We start from the raw sequence: 20890 nt of genomic DNA on the forward strand, positions 1-20890 counted from the left end.
AAATATTTATATTTGTTTGATGTGTAATGCTATGAGTACCCTAACCAAAACATACCTACTATACTTATTTATAGGCCTATTTGGTCTTAATCTATTTGCTCAAGAAGAATTAACTCAAACTGAAATTGAGTCAATTCAAGAAAGTATAGATTTTGACATTAATTTTGCTCAAAAAAACATAGACAATAACGAGTATTACAAAGCTCAAGACGACTTAGAACAAGCACTAGAATTAGCACAACAAATTAATGACAATAAAAGTATTGGCTTAATCTACTCAAAAATGGGTAAATTGTATTACATACAAGAAAACCCAGAAGAAGCCACCAAAATACTTGTTAAAGCAATAGAAAAACAGCGCTTTGCTAAAGACAATATAAATATTGCAGAAACCTATAAAACCCTAGGATTAGTATATCTTAATCAAAAAAAGGAATACAATAACGCTATAGATTACTTTAATTCTGCAGAAGTGATTTTTGAAAACGAAGATTTACACTCCTTTGAAGCAGAAACTAAAATGTATAAAGCAGACGCTTACTACATTTTAAAAAACTATGAAATGGCAGATGAGTTATATGAAGATGCTATTAGCCTTTCAAAAAGATATCAACACAATCAATTATTAAGTATAAACTACTTAAAATCTGGACTAACAAAAGCTGCTTTAAACAACATTGAAGAGGCAGAAGAACTAGCTGATTTAGGATTTCAAATTGCAGAAAAAAATGGGTTTATAGATATTATAAGCACTGGTTATAAAATAAAAAGCGACATTAAAGAAGCAGCTGGCGACTATAAAACGTCTAATTCTCTACTAAAAAAGCACCTTAAATTAAATGACTCTTTGCTTCAAGTAAAACGCTCTTATTTAGCAGAAGATAAAAAACTAGATTTTTTATATGAAAACCCAATAGAGTATCAAAAAGAAAGAGAAGCAGATTTACAAAAAGAAGCAAACTCTTCATGGTTAGAAAAATTAACTACCATATTAAGTATTGCTTTAATTACTATTCTTTCTTTATTAACATTATCGCTTTACAAAAACAATAATATTAGACTAAAATCTAACAACATTTTACATAAGAAAAATGCAGAGCTTACCGTTGCAATGGAAAAAGCAGAGCTTGCTACAAAAACTAAAGCAAACTTCTTATCTACAGTAACGCATGAGCTAAGAACACCTTTGTATGCCGTTACAGGACTTACAAATATGTTATTAGAAGAAGATCCAAAGCCTGAACAAATACAGCATTTAAAGTCTCTAAAATTTTCAGGAGATTATCTACTAACTTTTATTAATGACATCCTTCAAATTAACAAAATTGAAGCTAATAAAGTAGATGTAGAACCAGAAGTTTTCAACCTAAAAAAGAAAGTAGAGAACGTTATTTCTGCATTAAACAATTCTGCGTTAGATAATAATATTAACATTCATTTTGAATACGACCGTAATCTACCAGAAAACTTTAATGCCGATCAATTAAAAATATCTCAAATTTTAATTAATCTAATTGGTAACTCTATAAAATTTACTAAAGACGGTGATATTTGGATAAGAATTATTCAGCAAAAAGTATCTGGAGATAATCTTGAAGTTAGATTTGAAATTGAAGATAATGGTATTGGTATAAGTGAAGAGAAGCAACAAAATTTATTTGAAAGTTTCTCTCAAGGCTCTATTCAAATAAACCGTAAATATGGCGGTACTGGTCTAGGACTTTCTATCGTAAAAGGATTAATAGACATTTTAAAAGGAAAGATTTATTTAAAAAGCGAACTTGGAAAAGGAACCACTTTTTACTTTGAATTACCTTTAAAAAGAAGTCACGAAGAAGTTAAAATAGAAAAAACGACTTACTTTAAAGATGTAGACGAAATAGAATTAAGTAACATTAAGATTTTAGTTGTAGAAGACAACAAAATTAACCAAATGATTACACGTAAAATTCTAAATAAAATGAATTTATACTGTGACGTTGTAGATAATGGTGAAGAAGCTGTAGACAAAGTTAAAACAGGCAGTTACGATGTTGTTTTAATGGATATACACATGCCTGGAATAAGCGGTATTGAAGCCACAAGAATGATTAGAGCATTTGATAGAGAATTAACCATTTTTGCATTAACAGCAGTTACTATTGAAGATAAAATGCAAGAATTTGACGAAGCTGGGTTTACAGACATCATACCTAAACCTTTTAAACAAGAAGATTTTGAGCGTAAACTTTACAATGCTTTAATGTCTGATGGTTCTCAAATTAGCCAAGAGTAAACGCTTTAACTAAAGCATCAAATTGTTCTGAATTATCAATAACCGTTTTAATTGGTAAAAAGTATAATTTACCTTTTAAAACAGCTTCATTTTTAAGACGCATATAATCTTTTTCTGTAGTCACAATCTTATCTAATTCTGAAAGCTTTTTAATATCGTTTTCAGTAAAATTATGATGATCTTTAAACTCGATATGATTAAAATCTAAGTATTGAGATTTTAGATAATTCACTAAAGGCTTTGCATTTGCAATACCAGTTACTAAAGTAAAAGATTCAAGTTTGTTTACACTAACCTTCTGCGTTTCATTTAAAACAGAATTACCATAACCAATATGACTAAAAAACACATGTTGATATACCTTTGGTTTCAATTTTAAAACAATAGCTTCTTTATCATTTTGACTCAAAAATTCAGGACATTTAGTTACCACAATTATATTAGCTCTTTTTGCCCCTTTTTTTGGTTCGCGTAGATTTCCTGTTGGTAAAACAAAGTCATCTACATAAAGATTATTATACGTTGTTAGTAAAACATTATAACCTGCTTTTACTTTTCTATGCTGAAACGCATCATCCAAAATAACAACTTCTGGTTTTGTTTTTAAAGCTCTTAATGTTGATATGCCATGTTGCCTATCTTCATCAACTGCAACTGTAATTTCATCTTTAAATTTATGATAAAATTGAAATGGCTCATCACCTAATTCCGTAGCTGTAATATTATCTTCTGCTAATAAAAATCCTTTTGTTTTTCTTCCGTAACCTCTACTTAAAGTAGCTAAATTTGTTTCTTCTTTTAGTAACCTAATTAAGTATTCAACCATTGGTGTTTTTCCTGTACCTCCTGCACTTAAATTACCAACACAGATTATAGGAAAATCATAGCTCGTGGACTTAAACCAACCTTTATCGTAAGCTAAATTTCTAAACCAAATCACTAAAAAATAAATTGGCACAAAAGGAAAAAGTATGATTCTTATAAACTTCATTTTAAGATAAAATTTCTGTTTTATTTAAACAGATTACAGTAACGAAAGTAAATATTTTATATTTGTTTTAAATTATTAAACCTAAAAAAGTATGCTAATAAAAGACATTATTAACGCTTTAGAAGAAGATGCACCATTACACTATGCAGAAGATTTTGACAATGTTGGTCTTTTGGTTGGCAATAAAAATACCGAAGTAACTTCGGCTTTAATCACATTAGACACAACTGAAGATGTTGTAGAAGAAGCTATTGCAAAAAATTGCAACTTAATAATCAGTTTTCATCCTATTATTTTTAAAGGTTTAAAAAGCTTAACAGGCAAAAATTATGTAGAGCGCACTGTGTTAAAAGCCATAAAAAACGATATTGCTATTTATGCCATCCATACCGCTTTAGACAATTACAAAAAAGGTGTAAACGCTATGCTTTGTGACCGATTAGGCTTGGTTAATCAACGCATTTTAATTCCGCAAAAACAAACCATAAAAAAACTAACAACATTTGTTCCTAAAGCAGAAGCAGAACAACTTCGTAATGCACTATTTAGCGCAGGAGCAGGAAGCATCGGTAATTATAACCATTGTAGTTTTAACGTAGAAGGTATTGGCACATTCAATCCTAACGAAGACGCAAATCCTACTATTGGTAATATTGGTGAAACACATTACGAAAACGAAACAAAAATTGGCATTACATTTCCTAAACACTTAGAAAACAAAGTTTTAGAAACATTATTTAAATCACATTCTTATGAAGAAGTTGCTTACGAGGTAACTACTTTAGAAAACACAAATCAAAATATAGGAATGGGAATGATTGCTGAATTTGAAACCGCTATGACAGAAGTTGATTTTTTAAATCATCTTAAGCAAAAAATGAAGGTTTCAAACATTAGACACACTCAATTTTTAGAAAAACCAATCAAAAAAGTAGCTGTTTTAGGTGGTTCTGGCAGCTTTGCTATTGGTGCTGCAAAAGCATCAGGCGCAGACGCTTATGTCACTGCAGACCTTAAATATCACGACTTTTTCCAAGCAGAAAACAACATCCTTTTAGCAGATATTGGACATTACGAGAGCGAACAGTACACAAAAAACGGTTTAGTAGCAATACTTACAAAAAAAATTCCTAATTTTGCATTCGTTTTATCAAACACAAATACCAATCCTGTTAAGTATTTTTAAAATATGGCAAAGAAGAAAGAAGCAACAGTAGAAGAACGTTTAAGAGCATTATACGATCTACAATTAATCGACTCTAGAATAGACGAGATAAGAAACGTTCGTGGAGAACTACCTTTAGAGGTTAGCGATTTAGAAGATGAAGTTGCGGGATTAAAAACAAGACTAGAAAAATTAGAAGAAAGTCTTAATAATATTGATACTGAAATTTCTGATAGAAAAAATTTAATTGAAGAATCTAAAGCTTTAATTAAAAAGTACACAGAACAACAAAAAAATGTTAGAAATAACAGAGAATTTAACTCTTTAAGTAAAGAAATTGAATATCAAGAATTAGAAATTCAATTAGCTGAAAAGCACATTAGAGAATTTAAAGCTCAAATCGAGCAAAAGAAAGAAGTAATTGCTAAAACTAAAGAGCATACTAAAGATCGTGAAACACACCTTAAACACAAAAAAGGTGAATTAGACGCTATTTTAAAAGAAACTGAAAAAGAAGAAAAAGCTTTAATTGAAAAGTCTGAAGAGTCTAAAAATAAAATAGAAGATCGTTTAGTAAAAGCCTACGAGAGAATAAGAGCAAACGTAAAAAACGGATTAGCTGTTGTACCGATTGAAAGAGGTGCATCTGGAGGATCTTACTTTACAATTCCGCCACAAGTACAAATGGAAATTGCATCACGTAAAAAAATTATTACAGACGAGCACAGTGGACGTATCTTAGTAGATTCAGCTTTAGCAGACGAAGAGCAAGAAAAAATGAACAAGTTATTTGCTAAGTTATCATCTTAAGCTATATAACAAAACAAATATTTTATCAGAGTCTTCAATAAATTGAAGGCTCTTTTTTTTTTAAGACAATTTTATAAAAAACAAATTAAGGCTTTAGTAATTTTTACGTCTAAAGATGAAAAAGAAATTTATTATGAAACGATTACTACCTATCCTATTACTTACGCTACTTTTTAGCTGTAATAATCAAGCTCAAACAAATCCAAAACAAGAAGCAGTAAAAAACGCTAAACCTATTGAAGTACCTTTAAAAAACGGATTAGCTAAAGCATATTTTGCTAGTGGCTGTTTTTGGTGTGTAGAAGCTGTTTACGAAAGTGTTAAAGGTGTAGATGAAGCTATTAGTGGTTATTCTGGCGGATATACACAAAACCCAACTTACGAGAAAAGCAACACTGGATTAACAGGTCATGCCGAAGCTGTAGAAGTAATTTACGACCCTAAAGTTGTTAGTTTTTCAACCTTAGTAGATGTATATTTTGCTTCGCAAAATCCAACACAAGTTAATGGACAAGGACCAGATCGTGGATCTCAATACCGTTCTATTATTTTTTATCATAATGATGCACAAAAGAAAATTATAGAAGAGAAAAAAGCTGCTTTAGCTAAACAATTAAATGCAACAATTGCTGCAGAAGTCTATCCATTCCAAAAATTTTGGAAAGCAGAAGACTATCACCAAAACTATGAGAAGCTACATCCTGAAAACCCATATATACAAAACGTTTCTATACCTCGTTTAAAAAAGTTTCAAGCTAAAATGCCTGAAGTTTTAAAGGAAAAACACTAAACTTTCCTAGCCTTTATCTCAAAAATTAAAGGATACAATTTATCTTTAGTAACGTACATTTCAGATTTAGTTTTTTCTAAATTTGGAATTACGTTATAAGGACTTTCATCATACTCGTTTAAATAATCAATACGTAGACCAGCTTCGGTTAATGCGTTAATGACTTCGCTTAAACCATGGTTCCATCCATATTCTTTACTTATCATTTTAGAATCAGTATCTGCGTAAGTCCCTTCGTATTCTTCATAAATAGCTTCATCTTGCATGTAACCATATTTCATTTTTGGTTGTCCGTCTAAATAATCAAACATCCAAACTATTGGATGAAACTCGACCATATAAAATGTACCTCCTTCTTTTAAACGCTCTGCAATCATTTTTCCCCAAGGTTTTAAATCTGGCAACCAACCTATTACACCATAACTAGTAAAAACAATATCAAACTGCTCTTTTACATGTTGTGATGTATCCAAAACATTACAACACACAAAATTGGCATCTAATTTTAATTGATTGTTTAATTGTTGCGCAAGTTTTACACCTTCATCACTTAAATCTACTCCTGTGCACTTTGCGCCTAACTTACTCCAACTTAAGGTGTCTTGACCAAAATGACATTGCAAATGCAATAACGACTTACCTTTTACATCTGGTATAGCTTTTAACTCGTATGTATTAAGAGAGTTTTCACCATTTATAAATGCTTCTAATTTGTAAAAGTCACTATTGGCGTGCGCTTTTACTTTTTCATTCCAAGTGGCTTTGTTTGTATTAAAGGCGTCGTTAAGGTCTTTCATTTTTGTAAATTAATGATGATAAATTTCATCTAAAATTAAACTAAAAAATTGATTCCGAATTTCTATTACGTATTTTTGCAAAAAAACTTATGAGATTACTTTATACAATTTCTATACTTTCAATTTTACTTTTTAGTTGTAAAAATGAAACTAAACAAATCCAAAAAGAAGAATCAATACCAATTACTACTGCCGATAAAATTGCCAACAACTATGGGTTTAAGCAGTTTAAAAACATTAAAGAAATAGCATTTACTTTTAATGTAGATAGAGATAGTTCTCATTACCAACGCTCTTGGATATGGAAACCTAAAAGTAATGATGTAACTTTAATTACTGCTAAAGATACAATTACTTACAACCGAAAATCTATTGATAGTACATCTATAAAAGCAGATCAAGGCTTTATTAATGATAAATTCTGGTTGTTAACTCCATTCCAATTAATGTGGGATAAAAGTGCTACAATATCAAAAGTTGTAAAAGCTAAAGCACCAATAAGTAAATTAGAAACTAATAAAATAACTATTACCTATCCTAATAATGGAGGATATACACCTGGTGACGCTTATGATTTTTATTTTAATGATAATTACCTTATTACCGAATGGGTTTATAGAGAAGGAAATAAAAAAGAGGCTTCATTAATTACAACTTTTGAAAATCACAAAGATTTTAATGGTATTAAAATTGCTTTAGAGCATAAACAAGCAGATGTAAATTGGAATTTAAACTTTACTGATATAAAAGTTACCACAGAATAAACCTTTCGGTTTTTTAATCTTAATTTTGTCTTATATAATGTAAGTTTCACGTGGGTTTAAAACTTAAAACGTATAGCTTACATTTTCCGCCATTTGGCGTCTATATATATTTGCGCTTTGATTATATCAAGGCGCTTTTTTGTAGTCTTCTAGTGTAAAGTAGATCTGGGTACCATGTCCTAAGGCACTTTCTATTTTTATTTTTCCTCCTAAGATATTTATATAAGCATTAGCAATGGTTAACCCAAGTCCTGTACCATGTAAAGCAGACTCATTATCTAAATCTACTTTATAAAAAGGCAATCTTACTTTATCTAGATCTTTGTCGGCTATACCAATACCCGTATCTTGAATTTTAAACTCTACTTTTTTATCGTTTAAAATATTACAAATTACATTTACTACTCCATAAGGTTTAGTAAATGTAATAGCATTTTTCACTAAGTGTTTAAGTGCTTCATAAAGCTTTTCTTGGTCACTCAATAGCCTATACCCTTGCTTTATTTCTACAGTAATCATTAGTTTAACTTTATGCGCTTTAGCTAAAGGGGAAAGGTCTGTTTTTACGTTTTCTAAAAGACTTTCTATATTTATAGACTCTTTATTAATAGTATATAAACCAGACTCTATTTTGGATACTTCTACAACATCATTAAATACTTTCAGTATTTTATTACTATTAGTTTCTATGATATTGAAGTATTCTTTATTTTTTTCATCAATATTTAAACTCGATTTTAATAACGCTGCACTACCCAAAACACTGTACATAGGTGTATTAATTTCATGACTCATGTTACCCAAAAAGGCTGTTTTTAACCTATCCGATTGCTCTGCTTCTTCTTTAGCTTTAATTGTTAATTTATTTTCTTCTATCAATCTATCCTGAAGCTCTGCTTCTTTAAGTAATGCTTTATTTAGCTGTTTAATTAAAAATGCCACACAAAACACAGTAAGTAAAGAGAATAATATATTATTAATAAATACAGTCATTAACCCTTCAAACGGACCTTCTACATAAAAATTAATTTCAATAATTTTAAAATATTTTATAACTAATACTAAAAAATAAAATAATGCTGTAAGTAAAACCGTATAAACACCTGCTTTTGTACCACTATAGAGTGTTACAAGTATGCTAACCATATAAAGTAAAATTGGTCCATTTCCTCCTAATCCTAAATCCAAAACCAGACAAAGTGAAAGCACAAAAAAGTTAACAGTAAAAATTTGTTTTCTATGTTTTAAACGAAGTGGCTTATAGAAAAAAGCAAAAAACAATAAAATTATAGCTAACGTATCTATGTATAAAATAAACAATTTATCTAAAACTATTGCTGCTGTAATACTTGGCACATAAGCTACAGAACCTAGCAAAACGGTTAAAGTTATTATTGAAATAAAAAGTTTATCCCTGTAATAAGATAAACGATCTGTTTCATTTTTATGATTTTGCATATCTAGATAAGAGATATACCATCTTTGATATTTACGTAGAAAATCTCTTATCATTTACGTTAAAGTTAGTTTCATAAAAAATCAATCAAAAAAATTAAACTACTAATGTAATTATAACAATTACAACGCTAGTAATCTTTAAGTACTTAATAAATTTATGTTATTTTTGTTAGCAACGCAAAAAAATATACAATTGACCAACTATAAAACCGGTCTTGATTACGCAAAAACACAAGACCAAAACGACACATTAGCGTATTACCGCAATCAATTTCATATTCCAAAAGACAAAGAAGGAAACGACTGGTTATACTTTACAGGAAACTCGCTAGGATTACAACCAAAAAGTACACAAAATTACATTCAACAAGAATTAAACGATTGGGCAAACCTTGGTGTAGAAGGTCATTTTGAAGCTAAAAACCCATGGATGCCATATCACGAATTCTTGACTGAAAGTATGGCAAAAATCGTAGGCGCAAAGCCTATTGAAGTTGTAGTGATGAACACGCTAACCACTAACCTACACTTACTTATGGTTAGTTTTTATCAACCAACCAAAACCAAATACAAAATTGTTATAGAAAGTGATGCATTTCCATCAGATCGATATGCAGTACAAACACAATTAGATTTTCATGGTTTTGATGCAAATGAAGGTTTAATTGAGTGGAAACCTCGAGAAGGCGAAGAATTATTAAATATTGAAGATTTAGAAACAATCCTAGATCAACAAGGTGATGAAATCGCTTTACTTTTAATTGGCGGCGTTAATTATTACACAGGTCAATATTTAGATATAAAGCGTATCGCAGAGCTTGGTCACGCCAAAAACTGTATGGTTGGTATCGATTTAGCACATGGTGTAGGAAACATTCAACCAGAATTACATAACTCAGGCGTAGATTTTGCAGCTTGGTGTACTTACAAATATTTAAACTCTGGACCAGGTAGTTTAGGCGGACTTTTCGTTCACGAAAAACACGCACACAATAAAGATTTAAAGCGTTTTGCAGGTTGGTGGAGTCACAATAAAGACACGCGTTTTAATATGCGTCAACCGTTAGATGTTACACCTGGCGCCGAAGGTTGGCAACTTAGTAATCCGCCAATTTTATCTATGGCTGCCATAAAAGCGTCATTAGATATGTTTAATGAGGTTGGTATGGAAGCTTTACGCAAAAAATCAGAACAATTAACAGGTTATTTTGAGTTTTTAATTAATGAATTAAACAACGATAAAATAAAAATAATCACACCAACAGATCCAAAACAACGTGGTTGCCAATTATCGATTCAAGTTAAAGATGCCGATAAAAGTTTACATCACAAATTAACCAAAGCCAATATTATTACAGACTGGCGCGAACCTGATGTAATCCGTTGCGCACCAGTACCACTTTACAACAGTTTTGAAGATGTATTTAGAATGGTTGAAAAGTTGAAAGAAATTTTAAATTAAATAGTCATCTCGAGCACAGTCGAGAGGTTCCAAAAAAGGTCTCGACTGCGCTCGACCAGACAACTAACATAATGAAACAAAAAGAAAACATATTAATCATTGGCGCAGGTTTATGCGGTTCACTTTTAGCGCTTCGTTTAGCGCAAAGAGGTTACAACGTTAATGTTTATGAAAGTAGACCAGATCTTCGTACAACAGACATTTCTGCAGGTCGTTCTATCAACCTTGCCTTATCAGATCGCGGATTCAAAGCCTTACGTTTAGCTAATGTTGAAGATAAAGCGCGTGAGATTTGTATCCCAATGAAAGGCAGACTCATGCATGATACCGAAGGTAATACCTTTGCTTCTAACTATTCTGGTCGTGATAACGAATACATCAACTCAATTTCAAGAGGCGATTTAAACGGAATGCTACTAACCGAAGCCGATAAATACGACAATCTAACCATTAATTTTAATACCGAATGTGAAACCGTAGATTTAGATACAAACACCGTTCATTTTGTAAACCGAAATACAAAAGAAACGTTTAACGTCACTGCAGATGTTATTTTTGGTACTGATGGTGCAGGTTCAGAATTAAGAAAAAGCTACTTTTTGCAGCGTAAATTCTTGTTTAGTTTTTCTCAAAACTTCCTAACGCACGGTTATAAAGAATTAGAAATTCCTGCAGCCAAAGACGGAAGTCATCAAATAAGTAAAGACTATTTACACATTTGGCCAAGAGGCGAATATATGCTTATCGCTTTACCTAATTTAGACGGAAGTTTTACGGTAACTCTGTTTTTAAGCCATGAAGAAGGCGAGTATAATTTCAAAGATTTAGATACAGAAGACAACATAAAAGCCTTTTTCCAAGCGCAATTTCCTGATGCTTTAGCGCTAATTCCAAATATTGCTGAAGAATTTGCAAACAATCCAACAGGTGCTTTAGGGACTATAAAATGTTCACCTTGGCATTATCAAGGCAACACTTTAATTTTAGGTGATGCCGCGCATGCTGTTGTTCCGTTTTACGGACAAGGAATGAATGCCTCTTTTGAAGATGTAGCGGTATTAGATAGCATTATCGATAAACATGAAGGCGATTGGGAAACCATTTTTAAAACCTATCAGTCGGTAAGAAAAGCAGATGCAGACGCTATTGGCGAATTAGCCGAAGAGAACTATTACGAAATGCGAGATCACGTTGCTAATCCAATGTTCAAAACAAAGCGCCAGCTAGAAATGCAATTAGAAAAACATTTCCCAGAGCACTATTTTTCAAAATATTCGATGGTCACATTCAATGAAAACATTGGCTATCACGAAGCTATGACCAAAGGTCGTGCCCAAGACAAAGCCATTCTAAACATGATTGCAGATAACGAAATATCGATAACAGCAGATATGACTTATGAGCAATTAGAAAAGGCTTTACAAAAAGTACAAGAAAAAACTAACGATATTATAGACGATGATAACGTTGCAAAAACGATGCATCACTAAAACATTTTGTCACTTCGAGCGCAGTCGAGAAGTCTCAGGAAGATAAAATAATCAAAAAATAGATTCTGAATCAAGTTCAGAATGACAACCAATATGAACACAAACGAAGGAACTAAAGTAACACCAAGAGGCGCATATCCACACGTAAAAGTGGTTGGCGATTTCATTTTCGTATCAGGAACCAGTTCAAGACGCGCAGACAATACAATTGCTGGTGTAGAACTTATCGACGAAATGAACACCAAAAAATTAGATATCGAAATTCAAACCAGAGAAGTTTTAAAAAACATCGATAAAAATTTACAAACCGTTGGTGCCAGTCTAAAAGACGTGGTTGATGTAACTACCTTTTTAGTAAATATGAATGATTTTGCAGGTTATAACAAAGCCTACGCCGAATTTTTTGAAAAAGAAACTGGACCAACCAGAACAACTGTTGCTGTACACCAATTACCACATCCAGACTTATTGGTTGAGATTAAGGTGATGGCGTATAAAAAACAATAAAACTGTCATGTCGAACGCAGTCGAGATATCTCATCATGTGATTTCTCACATTCGTTCGAAATGACTAATCAGAATAATGAACATACAAAATTACATTAACGGTCAATTTGAAAACCCATCATCTAACAGTTGGATTGACAACTACAATCCTTCAAACGGTGAAGTTTATGGACAAATTCCGAACTCATCAAAAGAAGATGTAGAGCAAGCTTACAAAGCTGCTAAATCTGCTTTTCCTAGTTGGAGCCAAACTACTTTAGAAGAACGTAGCAGAATTCTAATTAAGATTTCAGAATTATTAGAAGCTAATTTAGACCGTTTTGCAGAAGCCGAAAGTAAGGACAACGGAAAACCAGTAAGTCTCGCTAAAATGGTAGATATACCAAGAGCAGCTAGTAATTTCAGGTTTTTCGGAAATGCCATTACTCAATTTGCAAGCGAAAGTCACGAAAGTGTGGGACAAAATGCGGTAAATTATACACTTCGCCAACCTATTGGTGTTGTTGGCTGCATAAGTCCATGGAATTTACCACTATATCTCTTTACTTGGAAAATCGCACCAGCAATCGCTGCAGGTAATTGTGTCGTTGCCAAACCAAGCGAAGTCACACCAATGACGGCTTATTTGTTAGGCGAAATTTGCAACGAAGCTGGTTTACCTAAAGGCATTTTAAATATTGTTCACGGTTTAGGCACTACGACAGGTCAAGCTATTGTAGAGCATCCAAACATCAAAGCTATTAGTTTTACTGGAGGAACAGCAACTGGCGCGCATATTGCCAAAGTTGCCGCACCAATGTTTAAAAAATTGTCTTTAGAATTAGGTGGAAAAAACCCAAATATCATCTTTGCTGATTGCGATTATGATGATATGCTGAACACAACTGTACGTTCATCGTTTGCTAATCAAGGTCAGATTTGTTTATGCGGAAGCCGAATTTTTGTTGAGGAAACAATTTATGAGAAATTTAAAACTGACTTTGTAGACAAAGTTAAAAGCTTAAAAATTGGTCATCCATCTGAAACAGATACTAATATTGGTGCTCTAGTTTCAAAACCGCATCTTGAAAAGGTGAAAAGCTACATCGAAATTGCTAAAGAAGAAGGCGCAACTATTTTATGTGGCGGAAACGAAGTTTCGGTTGAAGGTTACGAAAACGGCTACTATTTACAACCAACGGTTATTGAGGTTAAAACAGATGATTGTCGAGTGAATCAAGAAGAAATTTTTGGACCAGTAGTCACCATTATGCCATTTAAAACTGAAGACGACGTGTTAGAAATGGCTAACAAAGTAAAATACGGTTTATCAGCAACACTTTGGACTAACAATCTAAAACGCACCATGCGAATGAGTAACCAACTACAAGCTGGTATCGTTTGGGTAAACACTTGGATGATGCGCGATTTACGTACACCTTTTGGCGGAGTAAAAGCAAGCGGTGTTGGTCGCGAAGGTGGATTTGAAGCTTTACGCTTTTTTACTGAAGCCAAGAATGTATGTATAAAGTATTAATGTCATTCCTGCGAAAGCAGGAATCTCATTTAACAATATAAACTAAAAAGATTCCTGCCTACGCAGGAAGTTATTATGGACTTAAAACTAAACAACAAATACGCACTAGTTTGTGGCAGCACAGCAGGAATTGGTAAAGCAACTGCTTTAGCTTTAGCTGAAGAAGGTGCAAATATCACACTAGTAGCAAGAAACGAAGACAAGCTAAAGGCAGTTTTAGCCGAATTACCAAAACACAGAAACCACGATTATATCGTAGCTGATTTTTCTAATCCGATGGAATTAAAAGAAAAAGTTGAAAGCTACATCAAAAACAATCACGGATTTCATGTGTTGGTAAACAATACTGGCGGACCAGCTGGCGGACCAGTTTTTAATGCAAAAATTGAAGAATTTGAAAGCGCTTTTACACAGCATTTAAAGTGCAATCATGTATTGGCTCAAGCTGTTGTTCCGTTTATGAAAGATGAAGAATATGGACGAATTATCAATGTCATTTCTACATCTGTAAAACAGCCATTAGATGGACTTGGTGTTAGCAATACCATTCGTGGTGCTGTAGCCAACTGGAGTAAAACCTTGGCTAACGAGCTTGGACAATTTGGGATCACCGTAAACAACGTATTACCTGGCGCAACTGGAACAGAACGTTTAACCGAAATCATAAAAAACAAAAGTGCTAAAACTGGTAAAACAGAAGAAGAATCTACTAATGCCATGAAAAGCGCTGTACCAGCAAAACGTTTTGCAAAACCAGAAGAATTAGCAGCTGCTATCACCTTTTTAGCAAGTGAAAAAGCGAGTTACATTAACGGAATTAACCTTCCGGTTGATGGTGGTAGAACAAAAAGTTTATAAGCCTAATATTTCAAAAATATTATTCTTAATTTTATTGAATTGATGAATCTGCGTTAAGGATTGAAGCGACATCCTTTTTTACGTCAGTTTGAGTGTTTTGCGAAGCATGAGCAAAATGTATCGAAAACAAGTAAAAAAGATATAGCGTAAAGCCTGACCCGATAGGGTAACGCCCAAAATATTATATTATGAGCAAATTATTTCCGCCTATTAATTTTAAAGCATGGATTGAAGAAAATCGTCATTTATTAAAACCACCTGTTGGTAACAAAGTGGTTTGGAAAGATGCCGATGTTATTGTTATGGTTGTTGGTGGACCAAACGACAGACAAGATTATCACTATAATGAAACACCTGAATTTTTCCATCAAATTGAAGGTGATATGGTCTTAAAGGTGATTGAAGATGGTAAACCAAAAGATATCCATATTAAAGAAGGTGAAATTTTTGTGTTACCGCCAAAAGTACCACATTCACCTCAACGTAGTGCAAACACTGTTGGTTTGGTGATCGAATATCCAAGACCAGAAGGTGTTATGGATAAATTACAATGGTACTCGGATGAGGATACAAGTTTGATTTATGAAGAAGAGTTTATGCTTGATAATATAGAAACTGATATGCCTGCTATTTTTGACCGTTATAACGATATGGTTAAAAAAGGTGCTTTTAAAAAATAAACCCAATTACATCTAACCAACAGAAAAACAGCTACTAAAATTTAAAATTTGGTAATCCCTTAAACAAATGAGCAAACGCAAACTAAGAATTAACGGTCATTCACACTTACTTCCTTATCCGGAAGAAATTCCGCAATTTATGAAAGACAAAGGTATTTTTTGGGTAGATAAAGACCGTAAATACATGCTTCAAAAAGATTGGAATAGACCCATTACAGATTCTAGTTTTTTCTTAAATGAAAAATTAGAATGGATGGAGCGCAACAAAATAGACCATGCAGTTGTGTTAAACTTATCTCAGTTATATGGTAATGGTTTGCGTGTTGAAGAAATGAAGCAAGCCTTACGTTTTCAAAATGATTTTAACGCAAAAATTCAGCATGAAAATCCAAGTAAATTTACGACAGGATTTGTAGTGCATCCAGGATTTGTACGTGGTGCTTGTTGGGAAATTGAACGCTGTGTGGAAGAATTAGGTATGCGTTTATTGTGTCTACCAACGCATTACATGGATACGATTGGGACTTGGCGTTGTATTTTTGATGAGGAAAACGAGCCTATTTTTGAATTGGCCAATAAGTATAATTTAGCTGTTGAAATTCATCCTTATGATGGTGAAAAATTTATCAAATTAGAAAACACATCGTGGCGATTTCATCTCATTTGGATGTTAGCACAATGCGCAGATGCGTATCACTTTTTAACCTTAAATGGCTATCAAGATAAGTATCCAAACATGCGAACTTGTTTTGCGCATGGCGGACAATTGGCACAGATTAATTTAGGACGACGCATACAAGGATTTGATGGTAGACCAGATTTATTTGAAGGTAAACATCACCCAAGAAAAGCTGTAGCGCATCCTAATATTTTCTTTGATACATTGGTACACGATACTGGCGGACTTCAATTATTAATCAAAAATCAAACATCTAAACAAGTCTTAATGGGATTAGATGATCCATATCCTTTAGGTGAAATGGAAAGCGTAAAACAAAGTTCTTATCCGGGTAAAATATTAGATCTAGCTATAGAAAGAGATATTATTAATGAAACCGAACGTGATGCAATTTGGGAAGACAATGTAATACGTTGGCTTTGCGGAAATGATCAAGCTGAAAAGGATAAATTATATAAGCGAATTTTAGGATAATGCACTTTTTACCAGAAAAATTAGACGATTATGTTGTTGCACATTCTGAAGAAGAGCCTGAATTACTACAACAACTAACCAGAGAAACCTACCAAAAAATTTTACAACCTATTATGCTTTCTGGACCGTATCAAGGTCGTGTGTTAAGCATGATTTCTAAATTAGTGCGTCCTAAAACTATTTTAGAATTAGGCACTTTTACAGGCTATGCAACACTTTGTTTAGCTGAAGGTTTAGATAAAAATGGTCAAATTCATACTATAGATATTAATGAAGAATTGCATGATTTTCAGCGTAAATATTTTGATAAATCGGCTTATGGAGATCAAATCATTCAGCATACAGGAAGTGCTTTAGATATTATTCCTGCTTTAGATATGACATTTGATTTAGTATTTATTGATGCAGATAAACCTAATTACGTTAATTACTTTCATTTAATTATTGAAAAGCTAAATCCTGGCGGGATTATTCTATCTGATAACGTCTTATGGCACGGTAAAGTAGTTGAACCTTTAAACGAAAAAGATACATCTACAAAAGCTGTTTTAGAGTTTAATACACTTTTAAAAGACGACCATCGCATAGAAACTGTATTGCTACCAATACGTGATGGACTGACTATTAGTAGAAAAAAATAGGTTTTATGAAGTTAAGAGATATCATAATATTAATTTTGAAATGGTTACCAACAGTAGCAATCTCTATTTTTTATATATTAAATGCTGTAGATAAAATTATTGATTCAAATCAGAACGAAAAGGTGATTTCTAATTCAAGTGTTATGATTTCTACTGGGATTTTCTTACTTGTTTCAGTGATATTATTTTTTTATAACAAGACGATGTTTATAGGAACTTTTTTACTATCTCTTTACATGACTCTTATAGTATTTATACATATCTATAAGGATAAACCTTTTGAGGTCGCAGCATTAATTGTGATTTCAACTATTTTTGCTTGCTATATAAGAAATCCTAAACAATTCAATTAAAACTAAGAGTAATTACTCTCTTTAAAAGCAAAAAAACCTCTTCAAGTTGAAGAGGTTTTTTTGTGACTTATTTCATTTTAATTATTGTACAGCTTGCAAAGCATCTATTGTTCCGTAACCAAAACTAGAATGTTTATTAGGATATAAATGTGCAGATTGCTTTAACTTATTTAAGACTTGGCTTCTACTCCAACTTGGATATTTAGACCAAACTAATGCAGCAATACCAGCAGTTGTTGCTGTAGCTACAGAAGATCCGCCTGTATATTGTCTTTGTCCGTTATAAAACCCTAAAACTGGCGGATGTTTACTAGTATTATTATCACCTTCCATTACGATAGTAAAATCTATTTTATCACCTTCGTGACACACATCGCAAGTTTCATAATAAGCACCATCTGTAATACCTGTTACTGCAACAGTTTCGCTCATAGTTGCTGGAAAAATAACACCATACCAATTGGTAAAACTAGTTGATGTTCCTCCAGCAGCAAAAATTAATTTTCCTTTACTGTATGCGTATTTAACAGCATCTTTTATATTACCAATTGACCACGGATAACCTATTGACATCGAGATTATTTTAACATCACTTCTGTTTCCTAATTGAGTTAATGCATCACTTACACCTTTACGCTCGTGATAATCATTTAAAACTACATCTTCCGTAGCTCTGTAAGCCACAAGGTTTGCATTATAAGCAACACCAACTGGCATTCCGTTATCGTTACGCGGTGCAGCAATGGTTGATCCCATTTGCGTACCATGACCACATTTATCATGTGGACCATCATAATTGCTGCTCCACCACCAAGAAGAATCTATAAATGTCCCGTACTTTTGAACAAAACGACCGTTTGAATATCCGTCGTTAAATCCAGAACTATTTAATAATGTTTGAGATTGAGATACACCTGTATCTATTAATCCTACAGTAATACCTGATCCTGTTGAATAGTTCCATGCTTGTGGAATATTGTGCTGATAGAAGTGCCAAGACACTTGCGCATTATTTGGCGCTACTGTAGAATAATGTGCAGAATTTATAGTTTCTCCATTTTTAGAACATCCAGAATCTGACAAAGATCTTTGACTACTCGTGTTAGTAGAATAATATTGGTTATATCCATTAGGCTCTAAATACCTAACACCATTGGTTGATTTTAAGCGTTTTATTGTTTCAAAATTTTCAACCTGAACATCAACAACATTAATAATATCGTGCTCTACCAATGTTTTTTCGCTTCGTTTATATCCTTCAGTAGCTTCTACAATTTGAAGAATATTTTCTAGGTTTTGTTTTAGTCTTTCAGATTTTACTTCACTAAAATATTCTTCTTCTTGACCGTAACCTATCGTTAAAATATTATTACCGTGTGTAACTGCACTCCAAAGTGTATGTGCATCTACTTGGCTCCAATCAAAATCACCAGTAGTTTCTAAACTTTCGGTTATTTTACTATTAATTTCTTGTACTGTTAAAGGATCTTTAACTTGTTGCTCTGAAAAAGATTGATCTTCATGCACGTCTTCTTCTTGACAAGATTGCATAAAAACAATTGCTAAACAAAATATTGCTAGCTTTAAGGGAAAAGTTTTCATAATTGTTGGTTTATCGGTTAATCAATTAAATATATAAATAATTAACAAATATTAACTTATAAAATTATGAATTCTCTAAAAAAATAGAAGTTTGGTGTGAAGTTTAATATATATTTTAGCGATTAATCCCATTGAAGTATAATATACTATTGCACTAAAAAAGCTGAGATTTAAACATAGCTTTCTCTTCTACTTTCTTCTAAAATAAAAAGGATATAAAAGTATGGAGCGACACTTATTATAATGTCCTAAAAAGTTTTATTTGTTACGTTTTATTGAACCTGTAAACTGCTCTAAATCGTCTTTTACTTTGTTTAACTCTTCGTTTACTTCTTTGGTAATGCTTGTATCTATACCATTATTTTCTGCAGATTTTGTAATCTCATGTTTAATATCGTTGGTAGCGTCTTTTAGTGTTCGCATACCTTTCCCTAACCCTTTAGCGATATCTGGTATATTTTTAGCTCCGAACAGCATAACAACCACCAAGAGTATGAAAAACACTTCGGTTGTACTAATAAATAATATTTGTGATGCTAATATCATGCTGCAAATATACTAAGATGTTTGTTTAGTCTTTAAAAATAAACCTCCAAAATTTGAGCGTCATCAGACTTTAACATAACGTCATTTACAGATGCTGGTAAAAGAATGGTTTCTCCTGTGTTTATAGCATAATCTTTTTGCTGATATTGAATTACAGCTTGACCAGAAACACACATGTAAATCACAAAAGAATCTACATTACTGTAATCTTTTTTTACTTCTCCTTTAATTGGTAGAAAATTAGATTTAAAATATGGAGAATGAATTAATTTATTAGATGTATTTAATTCTTTTTGATAATCAGTCTTGTAGCTACTTTCTACATTAAAATCAAGCACTTCTGTAGCTTGCTCTGTATGTAACTCTCTTGTTTTACCTGTTGTTTTGTCTACACGATCATAATCATAAACACGATAAGTTACATCTGATGTTTGCTGGATTTCTGCAAGCATTACACCTGCTCCAATAGCATGTATGCGTCCCGTTGGAATATAAAATGCATCTCCTTTTTTTACATTTTCATGATGCATTACATCTAAAACAGATTTATCTTCTAAATGCTGTTTAAATTGTTTTTTATCAATTTCTTTTTCAAAACCTACAATAATATTAGCGTCTTGATCTGCTTGCATGATGTACCACATTTCGTTTTTCCCAAAAGAATTATGGTGTGTTTTTGCATACTCGTTATTTGGATGAACTTGAATAGATAACGGTGTTTTTGCATCTATAAATTTAATTAGCAACGGAAAAGCTTCACCAAACTGTTTATACACGCTTTCTCCTAAAAATTCGCCTTTAAACTCTTTTATTAGTTGTTTTAAAGTGTAACCTTTTAATGATCCATCTGCAACTACTGTTTCATCATTAGGTACATCAGAGATTTCCCAAGACTCACCAATTGATTCTGAATCGTAATCTTTATTAAGAACGGTTTTTAATTTGTTTCCGCCCCAAATTCTATACTTAAATAGAGGTTGAAATTTTAAAGGAGTTAGCATTTGTCTAATATTTTAAGACAAAATTAAAAAT

The 20890-nt window shown here is 32.4% G+C and carries 20 protein-coding genes; 14 read left to right on the forward strand and 6 right to left on the reverse strand.

Features of this window, described 5'->3' with window-relative positions; genetic code table 11:
- Positions 1-31: 31 nt before the first annotated feature.
- The gene (locus ACEQT4_RS11125) at positions 32-2275 is read left to right on the forward strand and encodes an ATP-binding protein (RefSeq protein WP_370227703.1); all 2244 of its coding nucleotides are present in this window, start codon (positions 32-34) and stop codon (positions 2273-2275) included.
- On the opposite strand, the gene lpxK is transcribed toward ACEQT4_RS11125, so the two are convergent.
- The gene (gene lpxK, locus ACEQT4_RS11130; protein ID WP_370227705.1) at positions 2262-3266 is read right to left on the reverse strand and encodes a tetraacyldisaccharide 4'-kinase; all 1005 of its coding nucleotides are present in this window, start codon (positions 3264-3266) and stop codon (positions 2262-2264) included. The genes ACEQT4_RS11125 and lpxK overlap by 14 nt on opposite strands.
- Before the next feature lie 91 nt (positions 3267-3357).
- Here lpxK and ACEQT4_RS11135 point away from each other — a divergent pair, with 91 nt between their 5' ends.
- The 3 genes from ACEQT4_RS11135 to msrA all read left to right on the forward strand — a co-directional run bounded on the left by ACEQT4_RS11135 (position 3358) and on the right by msrA (position 6031).
- Complete coding sequence (locus ACEQT4_RS11135; RefSeq protein ID WP_370227707.1) at positions 3358-4452, forward strand: Nif3-like dinuclear metal center hexameric protein; 1095 nt, start codon at positions 3358-3360, stop codon at positions 4450-4452.
- A 3-nt stretch (positions 4453-4455) separates the two neighbouring features.
- On the forward strand, positions 4456-5241 hold the full coding sequence (locus tag ACEQT4_RS11140) for a zinc ribbon domain-containing protein (RefSeq protein WP_027880267.1): 786 nt from the start codon (positions 4456-4458) through the stop codon (positions 5239-5241).
- A gap of 133 nt (positions 5242-5374) precedes the next feature.
- Complete coding sequence (gene msrA / locus ACEQT4_RS11145) at positions 5375-6031, forward strand: peptide-methionine (S)-S-oxide reductase MsrA (protein WP_370227710.1); 657 nt, start codon at positions 5375-5377, stop codon at positions 6029-6031.
- Here the strand turns inward: msrA and ACEQT4_RS11150 are convergent.
- The gene (locus tag ACEQT4_RS11150) at positions 6028-6828 is read right to left on the reverse strand and encodes a class I SAM-dependent methyltransferase (RefSeq protein ID WP_370227712.1); all 801 of its coding nucleotides are present in this window, start codon (positions 6826-6828) and stop codon (positions 6028-6030) included. The genes msrA and ACEQT4_RS11150 overlap by 4 nt on opposite strands.
- Before the next feature lie 89 nt (positions 6829-6917).
- Here ACEQT4_RS11150 and ACEQT4_RS11155 point away from each other — a divergent pair, with 89 nt between their 5' ends.
- The gene (locus ACEQT4_RS11155; protein ID WP_370227714.1) at positions 6918-7592 is read left to right on the forward strand and encodes a hypothetical protein; all 675 of its coding nucleotides are present in this window, start codon (positions 6918-6920) and stop codon (positions 7590-7592) included.
- Positions 7593-7718: 126 nt separating this feature from the next.
- Here ACEQT4_RS11155 and ACEQT4_RS11160 read toward each other — a convergent pair whose 3' ends face one another.
- Entirely contained in the window at positions 7719-9104 is a 1386-nt protein-coding gene (locus ACEQT4_RS11160) for a sensor histidine kinase (RefSeq protein ID WP_370227716.1), read from the reverse strand.
- A gap of 139 nt (positions 9105-9243) precedes the next feature.
- Here ACEQT4_RS11160 and kynU point away from each other — a divergent pair, with 139 nt between their 5' ends.
- The 9 genes from kynU (at position 9244) to ACEQT4_RS11205 (ending at position 17710) form a co-directional block, all read left to right on the forward strand.
- A complete protein-coding gene (gene kynU / locus ACEQT4_RS11165) occupies positions 9244-10512 on the forward strand; it encodes a kynureninase (protein WP_027880272.1) in 1269 nt (422 codons plus the stop codon).
- Positions 10513-10583: 71 nt separating this feature from the next.
- A complete protein-coding gene (locus ACEQT4_RS11170) occupies positions 10584-12002 on the forward strand; it encodes an FAD-dependent oxidoreductase (RefSeq protein ID WP_370227718.1) in 1419 nt (472 codons plus the stop codon).
- Between the two features lie 93 nt (positions 12003-12095).
- Positions 12096-12509: a RidA family protein gene (locus ACEQT4_RS11175; RefSeq protein ID WP_370227721.1), complete on the forward strand. Its 414-nt coding sequence runs from the start codon at positions 12096-12098 to the stop codon at positions 12507-12509.
- A gap of 76 nt (positions 12510-12585) precedes the next feature.
- Positions 12586-14025, forward strand: a complete 1440-nt coding sequence (locus tag ACEQT4_RS11180; protein WP_370227723.1) for an aldehyde dehydrogenase — start codon at positions 12586-12588, stop codon at positions 14023-14025.
- Between the two features lie 75 nt (positions 14026-14100).
- Entirely contained in the window at positions 14101-14883 is a 783-nt protein-coding gene (locus ACEQT4_RS11185) for an SDR family oxidoreductase (protein ID WP_370227725.1), read from the forward strand.
- A 188-nt stretch (positions 14884-15071) separates the two neighbouring features.
- Positions 15072-15563 carry a 3-hydroxyanthranilate 3,4-dioxygenase gene (locus ACEQT4_RS11190; protein WP_106676654.1) on the forward strand — a complete coding sequence of 164 codons (492 nt, stop codon included), beginning with the start codon at positions 15072-15074 and terminating at the stop codon, positions 15561-15563.
- A gap of 67 nt (positions 15564-15630) precedes the next feature.
- Complete coding sequence (locus ACEQT4_RS11195; RefSeq protein WP_027880277.1) at positions 15631-16716, forward strand: amidohydrolase family protein; 1086 nt, start codon at positions 15631-15633, stop codon at positions 16714-16716.
- On the forward strand, positions 16716-17357 hold the full coding sequence (locus tag ACEQT4_RS11200; RefSeq protein WP_370227727.1) for an O-methyltransferase: 642 nt from the start codon (positions 16716-16718) through the stop codon (positions 17355-17357). The genes ACEQT4_RS11195 and ACEQT4_RS11200 overlap by 1 nt, the downstream gene beginning before the upstream one ends.
- 5 nt (positions 17358-17362) lie before the next feature.
- On the forward strand, positions 17363-17710 hold the full coding sequence (locus ACEQT4_RS11205; RefSeq protein WP_027880279.1) for a hypothetical protein: 348 nt from the start codon (positions 17363-17365) through the stop codon (positions 17708-17710).
- A gap of 81 nt (positions 17711-17791) precedes the next feature.
- Here the strand turns inward: ACEQT4_RS11205 and ACEQT4_RS11210 are convergent, their stop codons facing one another.
- The 3 genes from ACEQT4_RS11210 to ACEQT4_RS11220 all read right to left on the reverse strand — a co-directional run bounded on the left by ACEQT4_RS11210 (position 17792) and on the right by ACEQT4_RS11220 (position 20859).
- Positions 17792-19312, reverse strand: coding sequence for a S8 family serine peptidase (locus tag ACEQT4_RS11210; RefSeq protein ID WP_370227729.1), 1521 nt, complete (start codon positions 19310-19312; stop codon positions 17792-17794).
- A 258-nt stretch (positions 19313-19570) separates the two neighbouring features.
- Positions 19571-19858 (reverse strand): twin-arginine translocase TatA/TatE family subunit, encoded by a 288-nt coding sequence (locus tag ACEQT4_RS11215; RefSeq protein WP_036227460.1) that lies wholly within the window; start codon positions 19856-19858, stop codon positions 19571-19573.
- Positions 19859-19890: 32 nt separating this feature from the next.
- Positions 19891-20859 (reverse strand): type I phosphomannose isomerase catalytic subunit, encoded by a 969-nt coding sequence (locus ACEQT4_RS11220; RefSeq protein ID WP_370227731.1) that lies wholly within the window; start codon positions 20857-20859, stop codon positions 19891-19893.
- Positions 20860-20890: the final 31 nt, after the last annotated feature.

The organism is Mesoflavibacter sp., assembly GCF_964226795.1.
In the GTDB taxonomy this organism is placed as follows: Bacteria; Bacteroidota; Bacteroidia; order Flavobacteriales; family Flavobacteriaceae; genus Mesoflavibacter; species Mesoflavibacter zeaxanthinifaciens.

Excerpts from the sequence above, each read along its gene's own strand:
- ACEQT4_RS11125 (WP_370227703.1), top strand. The coding sequence starts at position 32 with ATGAGTACCCTAACCAAAACATACCTACTATACTTATTTATAGGCCTA.
- lpxK (WP_370227705.1), bottom strand. The coding sequence starts at position 3,266 with ATGAAGTTTATAAGAATCATACTTTTTCCTTTTGTGCCAATTTATTTT.
- ACEQT4_RS11135 (WP_370227707.1), top strand. The coding sequence starts at position 3,358 with ATGCTAATAAAAGACATTATTAACGCTTTAGAAGAAGATGCACCATTA.
- ACEQT4_RS11140 (WP_027880267.1), top strand. The coding sequence starts at position 4,456 with ATGGCAAAGAAGAAAGAAGCAACAGTAGAAGAACGTTTAAGAGCATTA.
- msrA (WP_370227710.1), top strand. The coding sequence starts at position 5,375 with ATGAAACGATTACTACCTATCCTATTACTTACGCTACTTTTTAGCTGT.
- ACEQT4_RS11150 (WP_370227712.1), bottom strand. The coding sequence starts at position 6,828 with ATGAAAGACCTTAACGACGCCTTTAATACAAACAAAGCCACTTGGAAT.
- ACEQT4_RS11155 (WP_370227714.1), top strand. The coding sequence starts at position 6,918 with ATGAGATTACTTTATACAATTTCTATACTTTCAATTTTACTTTTTAGT.
- ACEQT4_RS11160 (WP_370227716.1), bottom strand. The coding sequence starts at position 9,104 with ATGATAAGAGATTTTCTACGTAAATATCAAAGATGGTATATCTCTTAT.
- ACEQT4_RS11170 (WP_370227718.1), top strand. The coding sequence starts at position 10,584 with ATGAAACAAAAAGAAAACATATTAATCATTGGCGCAGGTTTATGCGGT.
- ACEQT4_RS11175 (WP_370227721.1), top strand. The coding sequence starts at position 12,096 with ATGAACACAAACGAAGGAACTAAAGTAACACCAAGAGGCGCATATCCA.
- ACEQT4_RS11180 (WP_370227723.1), top strand. The coding sequence starts at position 12,586 with ATGAACATACAAAATTACATTAACGGTCAATTTGAAAACCCATCATCT.
- ACEQT4_RS11185 (WP_370227725.1), top strand. The coding sequence starts at position 14,101 with ATGGACTTAAAACTAAACAACAAATACGCACTAGTTTGTGGCAGCACA.
- ACEQT4_RS11190 (WP_106676654.1), top strand. The coding sequence starts at position 15,072 with ATGAGCAAATTATTTCCGCCTATTAATTTTAAAGCATGGATTGAAGAA.
- ACEQT4_RS11195 (WP_027880277.1), top strand. The coding sequence starts at position 15,631 with ATGAGCAAACGCAAACTAAGAATTAACGGTCATTCACACTTACTTCCT.
- ACEQT4_RS11200 (WP_370227727.1), top strand. The coding sequence starts at position 16,716 with ATGCACTTTTTACCAGAAAAATTAGACGATTATGTTGTTGCACATTCT.
- ACEQT4_RS11205 (WP_027880279.1), top strand. The coding sequence starts at position 17,363 with ATGAAGTTAAGAGATATCATAATATTAATTTTGAAATGGTTACCAACA.
- ACEQT4_RS11210 (WP_370227729.1), bottom strand. The coding sequence starts at position 19,312 with ATGAAAACTTTTCCCTTAAAGCTAGCAATATTTTGTTTAGCAATTGTT.
- ACEQT4_RS11215 (WP_036227460.1), bottom strand. The coding sequence starts at position 19,858 with ATGATATTAGCATCACAAATATTATTTATTAGTACAACCGAAGTGTTT.
- ACEQT4_RS11220 (WP_370227731.1), bottom strand. The coding sequence starts at position 20,859 with ATGCTAACTCCTTTAAAATTTCAACCTCTATTTAAGTATAGAATTTGG.